Origin of the sequence: Arthrobacter sp. FW306-04-A (assembly GCF_044358315.1) — a bacterium.
In the GTDB taxonomy this organism is placed as follows: Bacteria; Actinomycetota; Actinomycetes; order Actinomycetales; family Micrococcaceae; genus Arthrobacter.
Map to the genome: position 1 here is coordinate 1,766,521 of NZ_CP084559.1, position 15,513 is coordinate 1,782,033.

The 15,513-nt window shown below is 63.8% G+C and carries 18 protein-coding genes, 1 pseudogene and 1 riboswitch; of the genes and pseudogenes, 18 read left to right on the forward strand and 1 reads right to left on the reverse strand.

The genetic code is table 11. The features are described 5' to 3' along the window. The first annotated feature begins 6 nt into the window (after window positions 1-6). The 10 genes and pseudogenes from rpe (at window position 7) to hisF (ending at window position 7,284) form a co-directional block, all read left to right on the forward strand. Window positions 7-669, forward strand: coding sequence for a ribulose-phosphate 3-epimerase (gene rpe, locus LFT43_RS08065; RefSeq protein ID WP_395802967.1), 663 nt, complete (start codon window positions 7-9; stop codon window positions 667-669). Window positions 670-748: 79 nt separating this feature from the next. Further along, a riboswitch (FMN riboswitch) is annotated at window positions 749-903 on the forward strand. 85 nt (window positions 904-988) lie between these two features. Beyond that, window positions 989-1,276 (forward strand): annotated as a pseudogene (locus LFT43_RS08070) (nicotinamide mononucleotide transporter); the annotation flags it as partial. Between the two features lie 86 nt (window positions 1,277-1,362). Next, window positions 1,363-2,514 carry a bifunctional diaminohydroxyphosphoribosylaminopyrimidine deaminase/5-amino-6-(5-phosphoribosylamino)uracil reductase RibD gene (ribD, locus tag LFT43_RS08075; RefSeq protein WP_395802082.1) on the forward strand — a complete coding sequence of 384 codons (1,152 nt, stop codon included), beginning with the start codon at window positions 1,363-1,365 and terminating at the stop codon, window positions 2,512-2,514. After that, window positions 2,514-3,152 (forward strand): riboflavin synthase, encoded by a 639-nt coding sequence (locus LFT43_RS08080; protein WP_395802084.1) that lies wholly within the window; start codon window positions 2,514-2,516, stop codon window positions 3,150-3,152. Before ribD ends, LFT43_RS08080 begins: the two co-directional genes overlap by 1 nt. Beyond that, entirely contained in the window at window positions 3,149-3,844 is a 696-nt protein-coding gene (ribB, locus tag LFT43_RS08085; RefSeq protein WP_395802085.1) for a 3,4-dihydroxy-2-butanone-4-phosphate synthase, read from the forward strand. Before LFT43_RS08080 ends, ribB begins: the two co-directional genes overlap by 4 nt. Then, on the forward strand, window positions 3,841-4,542 hold the full coding sequence (gene ribA / locus LFT43_RS08090) for a GTP cyclohydrolase II (protein ID WP_395802087.1): 702 nt from the start codon (window positions 3,841-3,843) through the stop codon (window positions 4,540-4,542). Before ribB ends, ribA begins: the two co-directional genes overlap by 4 nt. A gap of 75 nt (window positions 4,543-4,617) precedes the next feature. Further along, on the forward strand, window positions 4,618-5,103 hold the full coding sequence (gene ribH / locus LFT43_RS08095) for a 6,7-dimethyl-8-ribityllumazine synthase (RefSeq protein WP_395802969.1): 486 nt from the start codon (window positions 4,618-4,620) through the stop codon (window positions 5,101-5,103). A gap of 117 nt (window positions 5,104-5,220) precedes the next feature. Continuing rightward, a complete protein-coding gene (locus LFT43_RS08100; RefSeq protein WP_078105460.1) occupies window positions 5,221-5,484 on the forward strand; it encodes a phosphoribosyl-ATP diphosphatase in 264 nt (87 codons plus the stop codon). A gap of 138 nt (window positions 5,485-5,622) precedes the next feature. Then, window positions 5,623-6,483 carry an ATP phosphoribosyltransferase gene (gene hisG / locus LFT43_RS08105; RefSeq protein WP_395802090.1) on the forward strand — a complete coding sequence of 287 codons (861 nt, stop codon included), beginning with the start codon at window positions 5,623-5,625 and terminating at the stop codon, window positions 6,481-6,483. 24 nt (window positions 6,484-6,507) lie between these two features. After that, window positions 6,508-7,284 (forward strand): imidazole glycerol phosphate synthase subunit HisF, encoded by a 777-nt coding sequence (gene hisF / locus LFT43_RS08110; RefSeq protein ID WP_395802092.1) that lies wholly within the window; start codon window positions 6,508-6,510, stop codon window positions 7,282-7,284. A gap of 87 nt (window positions 7,285-7,371) precedes the next feature. Here the strand turns inward: hisF and LFT43_RS08115 are convergent, their stop codons facing one another. Further along, complete coding sequence (locus tag LFT43_RS08115) at window positions 7,372-8,016, reverse strand: TIGR03085 family metal-binding protein (protein WP_395802971.1); 645 nt, start codon at window positions 8,014-8,016, stop codon at window positions 7,372-7,374. 89 nt (window positions 8,017-8,105) lie between these two features. Between LFT43_RS08115 and hisI the strand changes: the two genes are divergently transcribed. The 8 genes from hisI to lgt all read left to right on the forward strand — a co-directional run bounded on the left by hisI (window position 8,106) and on the right by lgt (window position 15,495). Beyond that, complete coding sequence (gene hisI, locus LFT43_RS08120) at window positions 8,106-8,534, forward strand: phosphoribosyl-AMP cyclohydrolase (RefSeq protein WP_395802095.1); 429 nt, start codon at window positions 8,106-8,108, stop codon at window positions 8,532-8,534. Window positions 8,535-8,588: 54 nt separating this feature from the next. Continuing rightward, window positions 8,589-10,181, forward strand: coding sequence for an anthranilate synthase component I (locus LFT43_RS08125; RefSeq protein ID WP_395802097.1), 1,593 nt, complete (start codon window positions 8,589-8,591; stop codon window positions 10,179-10,181). Continuing rightward, window positions 10,178-10,783 carry a Trp biosynthesis-associated membrane protein gene (locus tag LFT43_RS08130; RefSeq protein WP_395802099.1) on the forward strand — a complete coding sequence of 202 codons (606 nt, stop codon included), beginning with the start codon at window positions 10,178-10,180 and terminating at the stop codon, window positions 10,781-10,783. Before LFT43_RS08125 ends, LFT43_RS08130 begins: the two co-directional genes overlap by 4 nt. A gap of 89 nt (window positions 10,784-10,872) precedes the next feature. After that, window positions 10,873-11,145, forward strand: a complete 273-nt coding sequence (locus LFT43_RS08135) for an HGxxPAAW family protein (protein ID WP_236817197.1) — start codon at window positions 10,873-10,875, stop codon at window positions 11,143-11,145. Between the two features lie 2 nt (window positions 11,146-11,147). Further along, on the forward strand, window positions 11,148-11,966 hold the full coding sequence (trpC, locus tag LFT43_RS08140) for an indole-3-glycerol phosphate synthase TrpC (protein ID WP_395802102.1): 819 nt from the start codon (window positions 11,148-11,150) through the stop codon (window positions 11,964-11,966). 111 nt (window positions 11,967-12,077) lie between these two features. After that, window positions 12,078-13,460 (forward strand): tryptophan synthase subunit beta, encoded by a 1,383-nt coding sequence (trpB, locus tag LFT43_RS08145; RefSeq protein WP_395802104.1) that lies wholly within the window; start codon window positions 12,078-12,080, stop codon window positions 13,458-13,460. Then, a complete protein-coding gene (gene trpA, locus LFT43_RS08150; RefSeq protein WP_395802106.1) occupies window positions 13,460-14,272 on the forward strand; it encodes a tryptophan synthase subunit alpha in 813 nt (270 codons plus the stop codon). Before trpB ends, trpA begins: the two co-directional genes overlap by 1 nt. A gap of 20 nt (window positions 14,273-14,292) precedes the next feature. Then, window positions 14,293-15,495: a prolipoprotein diacylglyceryl transferase gene (gene lgt / locus LFT43_RS08155; RefSeq protein WP_395802108.1), complete on the forward strand. Its 1,203-nt coding sequence runs from the start codon at window positions 14,293-14,295 to the stop codon at window positions 15,493-15,495. Window positions 15,496-15,513 lie beyond the last annotated feature (18 nt).

Genomic DNA, 15,513 nt, shown 5'->3' on the forward strand with positions numbered 1-15,513 from the left:
ACTGCCTTGACTGAGTGCTGTATCAACCCGAGCATCCTGTCCGCGGACTTCGTGAACCTGGAAGCCGAGCTGAAGAGAATCAGCAACGCCGACGCCGTCCACGTCGATGTGATGGACAACCATTTTGTCCCGAACCTGACGCTCGGCCTGCCGGTTGTGGAGCGGATCCAGGCTGTGAGCCCGGTCCCGCTCGACGTCCATCTGATGATCGCCGACGCCGACCGTTGGGCGCCGGCCTACGCCGACGCCGGTGTGGCGTCCGTGACCTTCCACGCGGAAGCGGCGATGGCTCCCATCAAGCTCGCCCGCGAGCTCCGTGCGCGCGGTTCCAAGGCAGGTATGGCGCTTCGTCCTGCCACTCCGGTGGAACCGTATCTGGACATGCTCAGCGAACTGGACATGCTCCTCATCATGACCGTGGAACCGGGTTTCGGAGGGCAGTCCTTCCTGGACGTTACGCTGCCCAAGATCCGGCGGGCGCGTGCCGCGATGGACGGCTCCGGAATTGGCGTCGCAATCCAGGTTGATGGCGGCGTCACGGAGGAAACCATTGTCCGGGCAGCCGAGGCGGGTGCAAATGTGTTCGTCGCCGGATCCGCCGTCTACGGCCATAAAGACCCCGCTGCCGCTATTGAACGGCTGCGCGCTGCGGGCCTGGCGGCAATGTGACAACAATGACGCAATTGCTTACATATAGGTCCGGGAATACATCGGCAATGCCTTTAGTTGTGACAGAATAACAACACACATACGTGCTCCGGGGTCGGTGTAATTCCGAACCGGCGGTTATAGTCCGCGACCCGCGAGTCATCGCGTTTCCTTCACGGGAATCACGACGGCGGACGGTTGAACTGGTGGAACTCCAGTACCGACAGTTAAAGTCTGGATGGGAGAAGCACGTACAGTCATGCCTTGGGCGTTACGTGCGCCCGGCATTGCGCTGTCGTACACCCCCGGAGCCATCGCGGCATTCGAGGGAAGGAACGACATGGACTTTCTGCGATGGCTCTTCGAAGCACGGATTCCCGTAGGCGGATCTGTGCTTGTTCTTCGCGAAGTGCTAGGCAATATTTTCGGGCTCGCCAGCGCCCTGGGCGGTATGCGCCGTAAAGTCTGGGCATGGCCCATCGGGATCGCAGGCAACCTGCTTCTGCTGACGGTCTTTCTTGGCAACGTCTTCGGTGCCGCCTCGCCAGCCACACTCTGGGGCCAGGCCGGACGCCAGATCATGTTCATCAGCGTCGCCGCCTACGGCTGGTACCGCTGGCGCCAGGGCCTTTTCTTCGTGTGGTGGCGGGCAAACCGACGTGAAAGCCAAGCAATCACGCCAACGGCCGAGCTGGAACCGATAGGAGCCCTCCGATGAGCGACGCAACGAACCAAGACTTCTCTGCCGCTGAGTCCGCAGCCATGGACACTGCACTGCACGTAGCCCTCCGGGGACACCGCGGCGCCAATCCGTTGGTGGGAGCGGTAGTGCTCGGGCCCAACGGGGAGCAGCTCATCACCGGCTACCACCGCGGCGCCGGCACGGCACATGCAGAGGCAGATGCGATCGCGAAGGCTCAGGCAAAGGGCTTGAACCTCACCGGGACAACCATGGTGGTGACCTTGGAGCCATGCAACCACGTCGGGCGTACTGGACCGTGCACCAAGGCAATCATTGGCGCTGGCATATCGCATGTGGTTTATGCCGTCGATGATCCCCACGATCCCGCAGCAGGAGGTGCCGGCACGCTGCGCGCCGCCGGAGTGGACGTGCGGTCCGGGCTGGCCGCCGCCGAGGCCTTGAAGCTGAACCGCGAGTGGTTCCAGGCGGTGGAGGCCAGGCGCCCGTTCGTCACGCTTCACATTGCACAGACCCTGGATAGCCGGATTGCGGCCGCGGACGGGACCAGCCAATGGATCTCCAGCCCTGAATCGCTGGCCGACAATCACGGATTGCGCCGCTTGATCGACGCCATTCTGGTAGGCACGGAAACCGTCCTGGTAGACAACCCGCGGCTTACGGCGCGGGAAGCGGATGGCCAGGAATCGGAAAGCCAGCCGCTCCGTGCCGTCATGGGGCTGCGCCAGGTTCCCGCCGACGCCGCGGTGCGGGGGACCGACGGCAAGTTCATCCAGCTGCCAACCCGCGACCCGGCCGATGCCTTGGAACTGCTTTTCGCCGAAGGCGTCCGGCACGTCATGGTGGAAGGCGGCTCCCGCATCCTGAGTGCTTTCCTCGCCGCGGGTCTCGTTGATGAATTGATCGTCTATCTTGCGCCCACGCTGTTGGGCGCCGGTACACCTGCCCTGATGGACCTCGGCATCACCACCCTGGCTGACGCCCAGCATTGGAATTGGGACGACTCCGGCGGTGGTGCGGTCCATGCACTGGGTCGTGACCTCCGGTTGCATTTGAGGTCCGGACCATCGGACGGAAACAAGCCGGCGTGGACTAAGTCGCACACCGAACACCACGAACCAATTCCGGGCAACGACGCCTCGGACACCACCACAGGAGGACACTGATGTTTACCGGAATCGTTGCTGAACAAGGCACGGTCCTGTCTGTCGATCACGACGGTGAGGCCAGTGCCACGCTGCGCCTGATGGCCCCCACGACCACCCAGGGACTCGGCCTGGGCGGCTCGATCGCAGTCAACGGCGTGTGCCTCACCGCAACGGACCTCGACGGCCAGGAGTTCAGCGTCGACGTCATGGGCGAAACCCTCGTCCGGACCACGATTGGCGAGCTGACCGCTGGCGACACCGTGAACCTCGAGCGCTGCGTCGAAGCCGGCGGCCGCTTGGACGGCCACGTCGTGCAGGGACACGTCGACGGCGTCGGACAGCTTCTTGAGCGCGAGTCGCTGGGCAACTGGGACCGCCTCCGCTTCGCTGTCCCGGCCCCGCTGGCACGGTACATAGCCGAAAAGGGATCAATCGCCGTCGACGGCGTTTCGCTGACGGTCACTGCCGTCAGTCCCGCGGAAGAAGAGAATCCATGGTTTGAGGTTGGCCTCATCCCCACCACGCTGGACGAAACGGGACTTGGGGCGAAGGCCACCGGCGGTCGCGTCAACCTCGAAGTGGACGTGCTCGCCAAGTACACCGAGCGACTGCTCTCCTTCCGCGCTCCAGCAACAACCGGGGAGGCAGCCCTGTGAGTGCCGAACACAACGGCAGCGCGACAGCGGTCCGGCAGGGGCTGGACCCCGTTGAGAAGGCCGTGCAGGCCGTTTCAGCCGGCCGTCCCGTCATTGTTGTGGACAATGAAGACCGCGAAAACGAAGGCGACATCATCTTCGCCGCCGAGCATGCGACGCCAGCCCTCATGGGCTGGACCATCCGCTACAGCTCGGGAGTCATCTGCGTTCCCCTTGAGGAAGCTCGGGCTGATGCCCTGGCTTTGCCTCCCATGGTCATAGTCAACGAAGATGCCAAGGGCACCGCCTACACGGTGTCCTGCGATGCCGCCGTAGGAGTAAGTACCGGTATTTCCGCCACGGACAGGGCCCTGACGGCCCGGATCCTGGCCGATTCCAGCAGCACTCCTTCGTCGATCACGCGGCCCGGGCATATTTTTCCGCTCCGGGCCGTTAAAGGGGGAGTGCGTGAACGTCCGGGACATACCGAGGCGGCAGTTGATCTTTGCCGGCTTGCGGGGCTTGCCCCGGTGGGCGTGATCGCCGAGTTGGTTCATGACGATGGTGAAATGATGCGCCTGGATAGCCTCCGGGAGTTCGCTGCCGAGCATGGGTGCCCTTTGATTTCGATCGAGGACCTCGTGGCTTACGTAGCGGCGTCGGAGGGCGAACACCAGGTTGCAATTCCAGCAGGAAACGAGGAGCAGCGATGACCACATCGACAACGCACGACGGCGGCAGGGCGGCGCGCGCACCCCATCCGGTGAGCGGCGGGCCGATAGTCCAGTTGCCCACTGCCTTCGGCGAGTTCGTGGCACAGGCCTGGACCGACCATGTGACCGGGGCGGAGCACTTGGCGGTGAGTTCCCCGAACACGCCGCGCGCAGGAAAGGCGCCACTGGTGCGCCTGCATTCCGAGTGCCTCACCGGGGATGTCTTCGGCTCGTACCGCTGCGATTGCGGCGAGCAGCTTGCCTATGCCCTTGAACTGATTCGCGAAGAGGGCGGCACCCTGCTCTACCTGCGAGGCCAGGAAGGCCGCGGCATTGGGCTTGCCAACAAGATCAAGGCCTACGCGCTGCAAGAGGCCGGATTCGACACGGTTGAGGCCAACGAACAGCTGGGGCTGCCCGTTGATGCCCGTTGCTACAAGGCCGCCGCCCAGATCCTGGCCGAAATGGGTCTTCACGAAATCCGCCTCCTGAGCAACAACCCGGACAAGCAGAACCGGCTTGCAGCGGCTGGTGTGAAGGTGGTCGAGATGGTGCCCACCGAGGTCCCGTCGCGTGAAGAAAACCTCCGGTACCTGCAAACCAAGAAGGACCGCATGGACCACCGGCTGACACTCGGCGACACCGAGCCGGCGGGTACGCATGTAAGTGCCAGCACTTTTGACCTCGAACAAGACTGAACTGTACTAACAAGACTGAACTGTACTAACAAGACTGAACTGTTCTAACAAGACTGAATGGATGACCACGCACCCATGAGCGGACACGGCGCCCCCACCATCGACCTCACCACCTTCAACCCGGAGGAAACCCACCAGTTGAAGCTCGCCATTGTGGCTGCTAGCTGGCACACCCAGATCATGGACGGGCTCCTCGACGGAGCACTGCGCGCGGCGAAGGAAGCAGGCATCGCCGAGCCCACCGTGCTGCGCGTCCCGGGGGCCTTTGAGCTTCCCGTCGCGGCTGCACGGCTCGCAGCGCATTTTGACGCGGTAGTTGCCCTCGGCGTCGTCATCCGCGGCGGTACCCCGCACTTTGACTATGTGTGCCAGGCCGCGACGTCGGGACTCACTGAAGTCAGCGTCCGCACCGGCGTGCCGGTGGGCTTCGGCGTGCTCACGTGTGACACCGAGCAGCAAGGACTGGACCGCGCTGGTCTGGAAGGCTCGTCCGAGGACAAAGGGCACGAAGCCGTGACCGCCGCACTGGCTACGGCTTTGACGCTCAAGCAGTACGCGTAGCAAATCGACGAAAGGGATGTGGGCGTACCGACGTGCGTAGTGCGTTCGCTCACATCCCTTTCGTCATGCAATGCCCCGACAGGCGGTCTCCGGCCCCGAGCAAGTAGGCTGTAGGGCGTGAAGAATTTCGAGACGCTGTTCGCAGAACTGAGCGAAAAGGCAGCGACCCGTCCGGCAGGCTCCCGCACCGTCGCCGAATTGGACTCCGGAATCCACGGCATCGGCAAGAAAGTCGTGGAGGAAGCCGCCGAAGTCTGGATGGCTGCAGAGTATGAATCCGATGAAGCCGCGGCCGAGGAAATCTCCCAGTTGCTCTACCACCTGCAGGTCCTGATGCTCGCCAAGGGTCTGGGCCTGGAAGACGTTTACAAGCATCTCTAGCCACGTCCGCTCCGTCCGGGCCTGAAAAGGTCTGACGAAGCCCCAGCGTGGCCCCCGCGCCCACGGTGCCGTGTGAGAACACAGCCGTGGGCACAATGCCTGAAACATCCCCTTCCACTCCCCAAGGAAAGTCCCCTCATGCTGCGAGTAGCCGTCCCCAACAAGGGATCCCTGTCCGAAGCCGCCTCTGCGATGCTGTCTGAGGCGGGATACCGCCAGCGTCGCGATACGCGCGAACTGGTCATGGTCGATCCTGACAACGACATTGAGTTCTTCTTCCTCCGCCCCCGCGACATCGCCGTGTACGTCGGCCAAGGAACCCTCGACGTCGGGATCACCGGCCGCGACCTCCTGCTGGACGCGCAGGTGGAAGCCGAAGAGCTGCTTCCCCTCGGATTTGCCGCTTCCACGTTCCGCTTTGCCGGTCCCGTCGGTGACTTTTCCCGCGTCGACCAGCTCGAGGGCAAGCGTCTGGCGACCAGCTACGACGGCCTCCTGCGCGACTACCTCGCCGAACGCGGCGTCAAAGCCAAAGTAGTCCGTCTCGACGGTGCCGTGGAGTCTTCCGTGCGTCTCGGCGTCGCTGACGCAATCGCCGACGTCGTCGAAACCGGCAACACGCTCAAAGCCGCCGGCATGGAGATCTTCGGCGAGCCGATCCTCAAGTCCGAAGCCGTCCTGATCCGCCGCACCGGCGAGGGTGGCGCGGCGAACGGCACCGCGAAGGAGATCGAGGTCCTCATCCGGCGCCTCCAGGGTGTGCTCGTCGCCCGCCAGTACGTGCTCATGGACTACGACATCCGCAAGGACCTCGTGGAGGAAGCAGCCACCCTCACCCCGGGTCTCGAGTCGCCCACAGTGTCTCCGCTGCGCGATTCCGAGTGGGTTGCCGTCCGTTCCATGGTCCCGAAAAAGGAAACCAACCGCATCATGGACGAGCTCTACGACCTCGGCGCCCGTGCGATCCTGGTAAGCAGCATCCACGCCTGCCGCATCTGACACGAGACTATTCCAGGAGTAGCAATGGCTGTAGCAGTACGGGTCATCCCTTGCCTAGATGTCGACGCCGGCCGGGTAGTCAAGGGCGTCAATTTCGAGGGCCTTCGCGACGCCGGAGACCCCGTCGAGCTGGCGCACCGCTATGACAACGCCGGGGCGGACGAACTCACTTTCCTTGATGTCACGGCCTCTTCCGGCAACCGGGAAACCACGTTCGACGTCGTTCGCCGTACCGCCGAGGAAGTCTTCATTCCGTTGACTGTCGGCGGTGGCGTCCGCGGCGTGGCCGAAGTGGACAAGCTCCTGCGTTTCGGCGCGGACAAGGCCTCCATCAACACGGCCGCAGTCGCCCGCCCGGATGTCATCGACGAGATCACCCGCCACTTCGGATCGCAGGTGCTTGTCTTGTCGGTGGACGCCCGGCGGACGAGGCCCGGCTCCGAGCCCACGGCTTCCGGCTTCGAGGTGACCACTCACGGTGGACGCCAGGGCACCGGAATCGACGCCATTGCCTGGGCCAAGGAAGCGGCGGACCGCGGGGTGGGAGAGATCCTCCTGAACTCCATTGACGCCGACGGCACCAAGGACGGCTTCGACCTCGAACTCATCCGCTTGGTCCGTGCAGCCGTGCACATCCCGATCATCGCCTCCGGCGGCGCGGGCAAGCCGGCGCATTTCCCGCCCGCAGTAGAAGCGGGTGCTGACGCCGTGCTGGCCGCTTCAGTGTTCCACTTCGGTCCGGACGACATGATCGCCCAGGTCAAGGCCGCGATTCGCGAGGCAGGCTTCCTGGTCCGCTAGCGACTAGAGACAAGACAAACGACAGGAAAGACCAACGACGGCGGGCCCACCTTTTGGTGGGCCCGCCGTCGTTGGTTCAAGCGTGAGTCAGAGGCCGACTTCGGCTGACTGGAGCAGTGCGACGGCGTCCGGCTGGCCTTCAAAAGTGACCAGGGCGTGATGCGTGCGGCCATGGGCGTGCATCAGCAGTTCGCCAGGCTCGCCTACGATGGCGACGGACACGGGAGCACGCTTGGCAACGTGGCGGGGCCCGGTGGGGCGTACCAGAACGATTCCAAGGTCCACACCCCGGTAGAGAATGGCAGCACGCTTGATCAATTCGTCCCACAGGGCGTCCGAGTATTCCTCGTCGAGGGCCCGCGGAGCCCAACGGTCTCCGGCCCGGCGAATGTCTTCCGTGTGCACGAAATATTCAATGAGGTTGGAGGACTCGTCGAGGGCTTTGATTTTCAGGGGGGACAAGGCAGGAGGTCCCGACCGGAAAGTGTTCACCAGCTCGGCGTAATCTTCCGTGCTCTTGAGCTTGGAGGCCAGTTTGGCCGTGGCCTTGTCCGAAGCCCTGGCAAGGCTCTTGACGAGCAAGCCGATACCCACGGCCGCTTTGCGCTCTCGTAGGTAAAGGTGCGCTGCGAGGTCCCTTGTCAGCCACCCTTCGCAGAGCGTGGGGGAGTCAGGTCCGGCCGCCAGGAGTGTTTCGGCCAGTACTTCGCGGGAGGGATCGACGAAATGCATCACTTGTGAAACTAGCACGAGACGCCCTCTGTTGCGCAGTGGAACCGCGACTGAATTTCGGGTCTACAGGAGGCACTAGACTTGATCTGATGTCTGAGCAGTCAACACCCCAAGCCACGCCCGCTGCCGCTTCCGCCGCGGAGCCCGTCGTCGAGCCCGGAAGTCCGCTCCCTCATGAGCTGTCGGCCGCGCTCAAGCGCGATTCTGCTGGCCTTGTGGCAGCGATCATCCAGCAGTTCGATACCGACGAAGTGCTGATGCTCGGCTGGATGGATGACGAAGCGTTGCATCGGACCCTGACCACTGGCCGCGTGACGTTCTTCTCGCGCTCCCGCCAGGAATACTGGCGCAAGGGAGACACCTCCGGGCACGTCCAGTTCGTCAAGTCGGTGGCCTTGGACTGCGACGGCGACGCCCTCCTGGTCCGCGTCGATCAGGTAGGGGCTGCTTGCCACACCGGTACGCGCACATGCTTCGATGACCGGAGCCTCGCCGTCGTAACAGGCGAGCGGGACTAGGCCACCACCCACCATCCACTTAGGCAACACAAGAAGAGGCGGAGAACACAAACCATGCAGGACCTTGGAATCATCAGCCCGGGCCTGGAGGAGTTCCGCGAACTCGCCGCACACAGCCGGGTCATCCCGGTCCGGCTCAGGGTACTGGCCGACGCCGAGACTCCCATCGGGCTCTACCGCAAGCTTGCCCACGGCCAGCCGGGCACCTTCCTCCTGGAATCGGCGGCCGTCGGCGGAGCATGGTCCCGCTATTCGTTCATCGGTGCCCGTTCCCGTGCCACGTTGACCAGCAAGGACGGTCAGGCCCACTGGATCGGCGAGCCTCCCGTGGGCGTACCGGTGAACGGCAGCCCCGTCCATGCGGTCCGGGACACCGTAGCGGCCCTGCAGACCGACCGCTTTCCGGATCTTCCCCCGTTTACCTCGGGCCTTGTCGGTTTCCTCGGTTGGGAAACAGTCCGGCACTGGGAGAAGTTGACCAGTCCGCCGGAGGATGACCTCCACCTTCCGGAAATGGCACTGAACCTCGTCACCGACATGGCCGTCCACGACAACATGGATGGCACCGTCCTGCTGATCGCCAACGCCATCAACTTCGACAACAGTTCGGAGCGCGTGGACGAAGCCTGGCACGACGCCGTCGCCCGGGTTAAGGGGCTGCTGGACAAAATCAGCGTCCCCGTGAAGCAGCCTGTGTCCGTTTTGCAATCCGAGGCCCTCGACTTCGCCTCGAGCGTGCAGGAACGCTGGGACGAGCAGGAGTACCTGAACGCCATCGATCGCGGCAAACAAGCGATCGTGGACGGCGAAGTCTTCCAGGTGGTCATCTCGCGCCGCTTCGAAATGGAGTGCGCCGCAGACCCTCTGGACGTGTACCGCGTGCTGCGCAACACCAACCCGAGCCCGTACATGTACCTCTTCAGCCTTGAAGACGCCGACGGCCGTGAATACACGATTGTCGGATCTTCTCCGGAGGCGCTTGTGACAGTGACCGGCAATGAAGTCATCACGCACCCGATTGCCGGATCGCGGCCCCGCGGCGAGACTGTTGAGGCAGACAGGGCGCTGGCCACCGAGCTGCTCGCGGACCAGAAGGAACGTGCGGAGCACTTGATGCTTGTCGATCTGTCCCGCAACGACCTCTCCAAGGTCTGCGTTGCCGGCACCGTGGATGTCACGCAGTTCATGGAAGTTGAACGTTTCAGCCACATCATGCACCTGGTGTCCACGGTGGTCGGCGAATTGGCTCCCGGAGCCAAGGCATACGACGTGCTGAAGGCGACCTTCCCCGCCGGCACTCTTTCCGGCGCACCAAAGCCGCGCGCACTGCGGCTCCTTGATGAACTCGAACCGCACCGCCGCGGCATTTACGGCGGAGTGGTGGGTTACCTGGACTTCGCGGGCGACATGGACATGGCGATCGCCATCCGTTCGGCACTGTTGCGCGAGGGGCGGGCCTATGTCCAGGCCGGCGGCGGCATTGTGGCCGATTCCCACAAGCCAACCGAGGCATTGGAAAGCGTCAACAAGGCGGCTGCGCCCTTGCGTGCCGTGCACACCGCCGGATCGCTCCACAACATTTCACCGGACGCGGTCTCCGCCGATGTGGTTTCAGCTGACACTGCCGACGGGAACCCCACCCCGTGAGCGCTGCTGCACCTCAGACGCCCACCGCAAAGCCTCCAGTGTGGGCCCGCAAGGCCAACGTCGTGCTTGCCATGACAATCCTGGCCCTCGCGGTTTTCGGGACCACGACGCAGAGCTGGATCGACGTTCGGCTCGACCCCGCGGCCGCAGCGAATGCCGACCTCCACGTTCAGGGGAGCAAGGCCGCAACTGCGGTGACCGCGCTGGCGCTCGTGGCCCTCGCCGGAGGCCTGGCATCATCCATTGCCGGCAAGGTTTCGCGCTGGATCATTGCAACGCTCGTTGTGCTTGCCTCGGCAGGCATCATCGTTGCCGCAGCCACGGTCTTGGCCGACCCCCTCGGCGCGGCGCAAGGAACCATTGCGGCAACCACCGGTATCTCAGGTGGTAGGGCAGCTGCGTCGTCCACGGTGTTCCCGATTCTCGCCGTCGCGGCTGCCGGCTTGCTGGCTTTGTGTGGCGTCCTGCTGCCGCTCGCCGGCCGGCGCTGGAGGGCGCGCACCAAGTACGACCTCGCCAGCCGGGCAGCGCGGGCGGGTTCCGGTCCGGTCGACGAGATCGACAGCTGGGACAGCCTTTCGCGTGGAGAAGACCCCACGTAAGACTCGACTGTCCGGACGTCGGACGATGTCCCGGGCGCCGTCAATAAATGGCAGAATGTAAGCAGTATTCATCCTGAGGAGATTTTCACATGAGCAAAACCACAGTGTCCGCGAGCAAGGCCCCTGTGACCGCCGCGAGCCACAGCGACGCCATCGGCCACGGCAACAGCCCGGCCGCGTGGACCTGCGTGATTGTCATGCTGGTAGGGGCCCTGGTGTCCTCCATCGCCTTTGTTATTGCCAGCACCCCCATTTTCATCGCCGGCATCGTCGTGATGGTGGCCGGCTTGATTGCGGGCTGGGCCATGCGCAAGGCTGGCTACGGCGTCGACGGCAGCAAGCTGAAGAACGCCGGCCACTGACTGTGACGGTTCTTGATGACATCATCGGCGGTGTCAGGGAGGACATGGAGGCTCGCCGTCGCCTTGTTGGCCTTGACGAGCTCAAAGAGCGTGCCGCCTCCACGGCGCCCGCGCTGGACGCGTGGGCGGCCTTGGGTGGCCCGTCAGCGAGCCGGGACGATCTGAAGGTCATCGCTGAAATCAAGCGTCGCAGCCCCTCCAAGGGCGATCTCGCGAGCATCGTGGACCCGGCGGCACTCGCAGTGCAATACGCCGACGGCGGCGCCTCCGTGATCAGTGTCCTCACCGAACAGAGGCGCTTCAACGGCTCCTTGGCGGATCTGGACGCCGTCCGGGCCGCCGTCGACATTCCTCTGCTGCGCAAGGACTTCACGGTTGACGAGTACCAGATCTGGGAAGCCCGCGCCCACGGCGCGGACCTCATCCTGCTGATCGTCGCGGCGCTTTCCGATGCACAGTTGCGGGAATTCAGCGAGCTGAGCCACCGGCTCGGCATGAACGTCCTCGTGGAAACGCACACACCCGAGGAAATCGAGCGTGCGGCCGCAGCCCAGGCGCGGATCATCGGGGTGAACGTCCGCAACCTCAAGACGCTCGAGGTCGACCGCTCACTTTTTGCCTCGCTCGCCCGAAGCATTCCAGCGGGAGCGGTTGTCGTGGCGGAATCCGGTGTACGGAACGCCGACGACGTCGCGCAGTACGCCGGAAATGGTGCCCACGCGATTCTTGTGGGCGAGGCACTTGTGAGCGACTCCACCCCGCGCGAGCGGATCAGTGAATTCAAGGCGGCCGGAGCTGCCGCCATCGTCGTCAGGACCTGAGACAGGACTGATTCGCGGCGTGGACCCGGGCAGCAGCACACAACGCGGCTGATTGCTGACCTGTGGCTCATGGAAAAACTCAACTACCAACTGAACAGGACGGTGAGACTGATGGTGGACGCATCAACAGCCAACTCGAAAGAGAATGTGGCCGACGCATTCCTACAAGGCGGAACTTCGCTCCGCAACGCCGCGGGGCCGTACTTCGGCTCATACGGTGGACGCTGGATGCCTGAGTCCCTCATCGCCGCGCTGGACGAAGTCCAGGACACGTTCGAGAAAGCCAAGGCCGATCCTGAGTTCCTCGCCCAGCTGAAGGATCTCAACAAGAACTACTCGGGACGTCCGTCATTGCTCACGGAAGCGAAGCGTTTCTCCGAGCATGCCGGCGGGGCACGCATTTTCCTCAAGCGCGAAGACCTGAACCACACCGGATCCCACAAGATCAACAACGTCCTCGGCCAGGCTTTGCTGGCCAAGCGCATGGGCAAGACGCGCGTCATCGCTGAGACCGGTGCCGGTCAGCACGGCGTTGCCAGTGCCACGGCTGCTGCGCTTCTGGGGCTGGAATGCGTGGTTTACATGGGCGCTGAGGACTGCCGGCGGCAGGCCCTCAACGTTGCCCGCATGCAACTCCTGGGCGCCACCGTGGTTCCTGTGACCAACGGTTCGCAGACCCTCAAGGATGCCATCAACGACGCCCTTCGCGACTGGGTCTCCAATGTGGACAACACGCACTACCTGCTGGGCACCGCGGCCGGAGCCCACCCGTTCCCGGCGATGGTCCGCTTCTTCCACGAAGTCATCGGCGAAGAAGCCCGCGCACAGATCCTCGAGCAGGCAGGAAGGCTGCCGGACGCCGTCTGCGCCTGCATCGGCGGCGGTTCCAATGCCATCGGCATCTTCCACAGCTTCTTGGACGACGCTTCCGTGAAGATCTATGGCTTTGAGGCTGGCGGAGACGGAGTGGAAACTGGACGTCACGCAGCCGCCATCACTCTCGGACGCCCCGGTGTGCTGCACGGCGCCCGGTCCTACCTCATGCAGGACGAGGACGGCCAGACCATCGAATCGCACTCGATTTCGGCAGGCCTGGACTACCCGAGCGTCGGTCCTGAGCACTCCTACCTCGCGGACATCGGCCGCGTGACGTACGAGCCCATTACGGACACCGAAGCCATGGACGCGTTCCGCCTGCTCTGCCGGACAGAAGGCATTATCCCGGCCATCGAGTCCTCCCACGCCCTCGCCGGGGCCATCAAGGTGGGCAAGAAGCTCACTGAGGGCAAGGAGAACCCGGCGGACACGATCATCATCGTGAACCTGTCCGGACGCGGTGACAAGGATGTCGAAACGGCGGCGGCCTGGTTCGACATGCTGGATGAAAACGGCAACGTCAAGGGCACCACGCTCTCCACCCGCAAGCCCAAGGGTCCGGCGGAACGCAGCAATCTTGAGATCAGCATTGAAGAAGCAAGCAAGGACCAGAACTGATGACTGAGCAGATGACCAGCAAGTCCGCGGCTGCGATCGACCGCGCCAATGCACAAGGCCGGGCCGCGTTGATCGGCTACCTGCCCGCAGGCTACCCGGACGTTCAGTCAAGCATCGATGCCGGCATTGCCATGGCCCGCAACGGTGCAGACCTCATTGAAATCGGCATCCCGTATTCGGACCCCGTCATGGACGGCTCTGTCATCCAGGCTGCGACTACGGAGGCAATCGCTAATGGATTCCGCGTCGCCAGCGTTTTCGACGTCGTGGCTGGCATCACCGCAGCCACGGACGCCGCAGTGCTGGTCATGACCTATTGGAACCCCGTCATGCGCATGGGTGTTGACGAGTTCTCACGCAGGCTGGCGGAAGCCGGGGGAGCCGGACTCATCACGCCGGACCTCATTCCGGACGAGGCAGCCGAATGGTTCGCGGCATCGGACAAGTATGGACTTGACCGGGTGTTCCTCGTGGCACCATCGTCCACGCCGGAACGCCTGGCGATGACGGTGGAGGCGAGCCGCGGCTTCGTCTACGCAGTGTCCATCATGGGTGTCACCGGAACCCGGCAATCGGTCAGCAGCAGCGCCGAGAAGGTCGTGGCAGACACGCACGCAGCCGGCGCCGAACGGGTTTGCGTCGGGCTCGGAGTCTCCAACGCGGACCACGTCCGCGAGATTGCGGCATACGCCGACGGCGTGATCGTCGGGACCGCGCTGGTTGCGGCCATCCGCGACGGCGGCGTTGACGCCGTCGCGCAACTCACCAAGAACCTCAGCGCCGGCCTCGGCCGGGCAACAGCGCAGGCCTAGAAAAAGGAAAAGCGTAGACAATGCAGAGTCTCCTCCACGCCGCGGCAATGGCTCCCATGAGCATTCCGAGCCCCTCATGGTCCGGATTCGATATTCCGCTTCCGTGGGGGTCTCTCCGAATCCACGCTTATGCCCTGTGCATTCTCCTGGGAATCATCCTGGGACTCTGGCTCACAGCCGTCCGCTGGAAGCGCCGCGGCACGCCGGAAGGCAGTCTGTGGGACATCGCCATCTGGGCGATCCCGTTCGGCATTGTGGGCGGCCGTCTGTACCACGTGTTCTCCTCGCCGGATGCGTATTTCGGCCCTGGCTTCAACGGTACCGGCGACCTCTCCCTGATACCGCAGATTTGGCGGGGTGGCCTGGGCATCTGGGGTGCCGTGGTTCTCGGCGTTTTCGGCGCCTGGCTAGGCTGCCGCCGCTCCGGCGTCAAGCTCACTGCATTCCTCGACGCCGCGGCCCCGGGTTTGTTGCTGGCGCAAGCAATCGGACGCTGGGGGAACTGGTTCAACCAGGAACTCTTCGGTGGCCCCACCACCCTGCCCTGGGGATTGCAGATCGATCCCAATAGCCCGAACTTCCCGGCCGGGATGCCCAGCAGCACCCTGTTCCACCCGACGTTCCTTTATGAATCCCTCTGGAACCTTATCGGCGTCGCGATCCTGCTTGTTCTGGACCGCCGCTTCCACTTCCGCCGCGGCAGGCTCTTCTGGTTGTACGCCATTTACTACACGCTTGGCCGCGTGTGGATCGAAGCCCTGCGGATTGACGATGCAGAACAGATCAGCCTCTTCGGCATCACCACACGGCTCAACGTATGGACGAGCATCTTCGTGTTCGTCGTGGCGGTTATCGTCTTCATCGTGCTGAGCCTGCGCGGCAGGCCGGAGCCGGATACCGCGTACCTTCACGGCCGCGAACCTGCTGCCGTGGCCGCCGGCGCAGATGGCCCAAGCACGGATGACTCCAGCGATGTGGACGATGAGACCAGCAGCCCAATTGTGACCGATACGAAGGCCCATGATACGGACGGATCTGTCTCAGATACCGGTGCGCATGGTAATCTCCGGAATAACCAAAGCGATCTGGGCCATACTGCTGAGCCTACGGAAACGGCCGAGGAGTCACATGCCGGCGTCACGTCGGATTCGGGCTCCGCGTCCACCGAAACCACCGCCAGCAGCGCCCCCGGATCCGGGCCGGAAGCTGGCAGCACCAAGTAGCCAGCGCTACGGCACAGG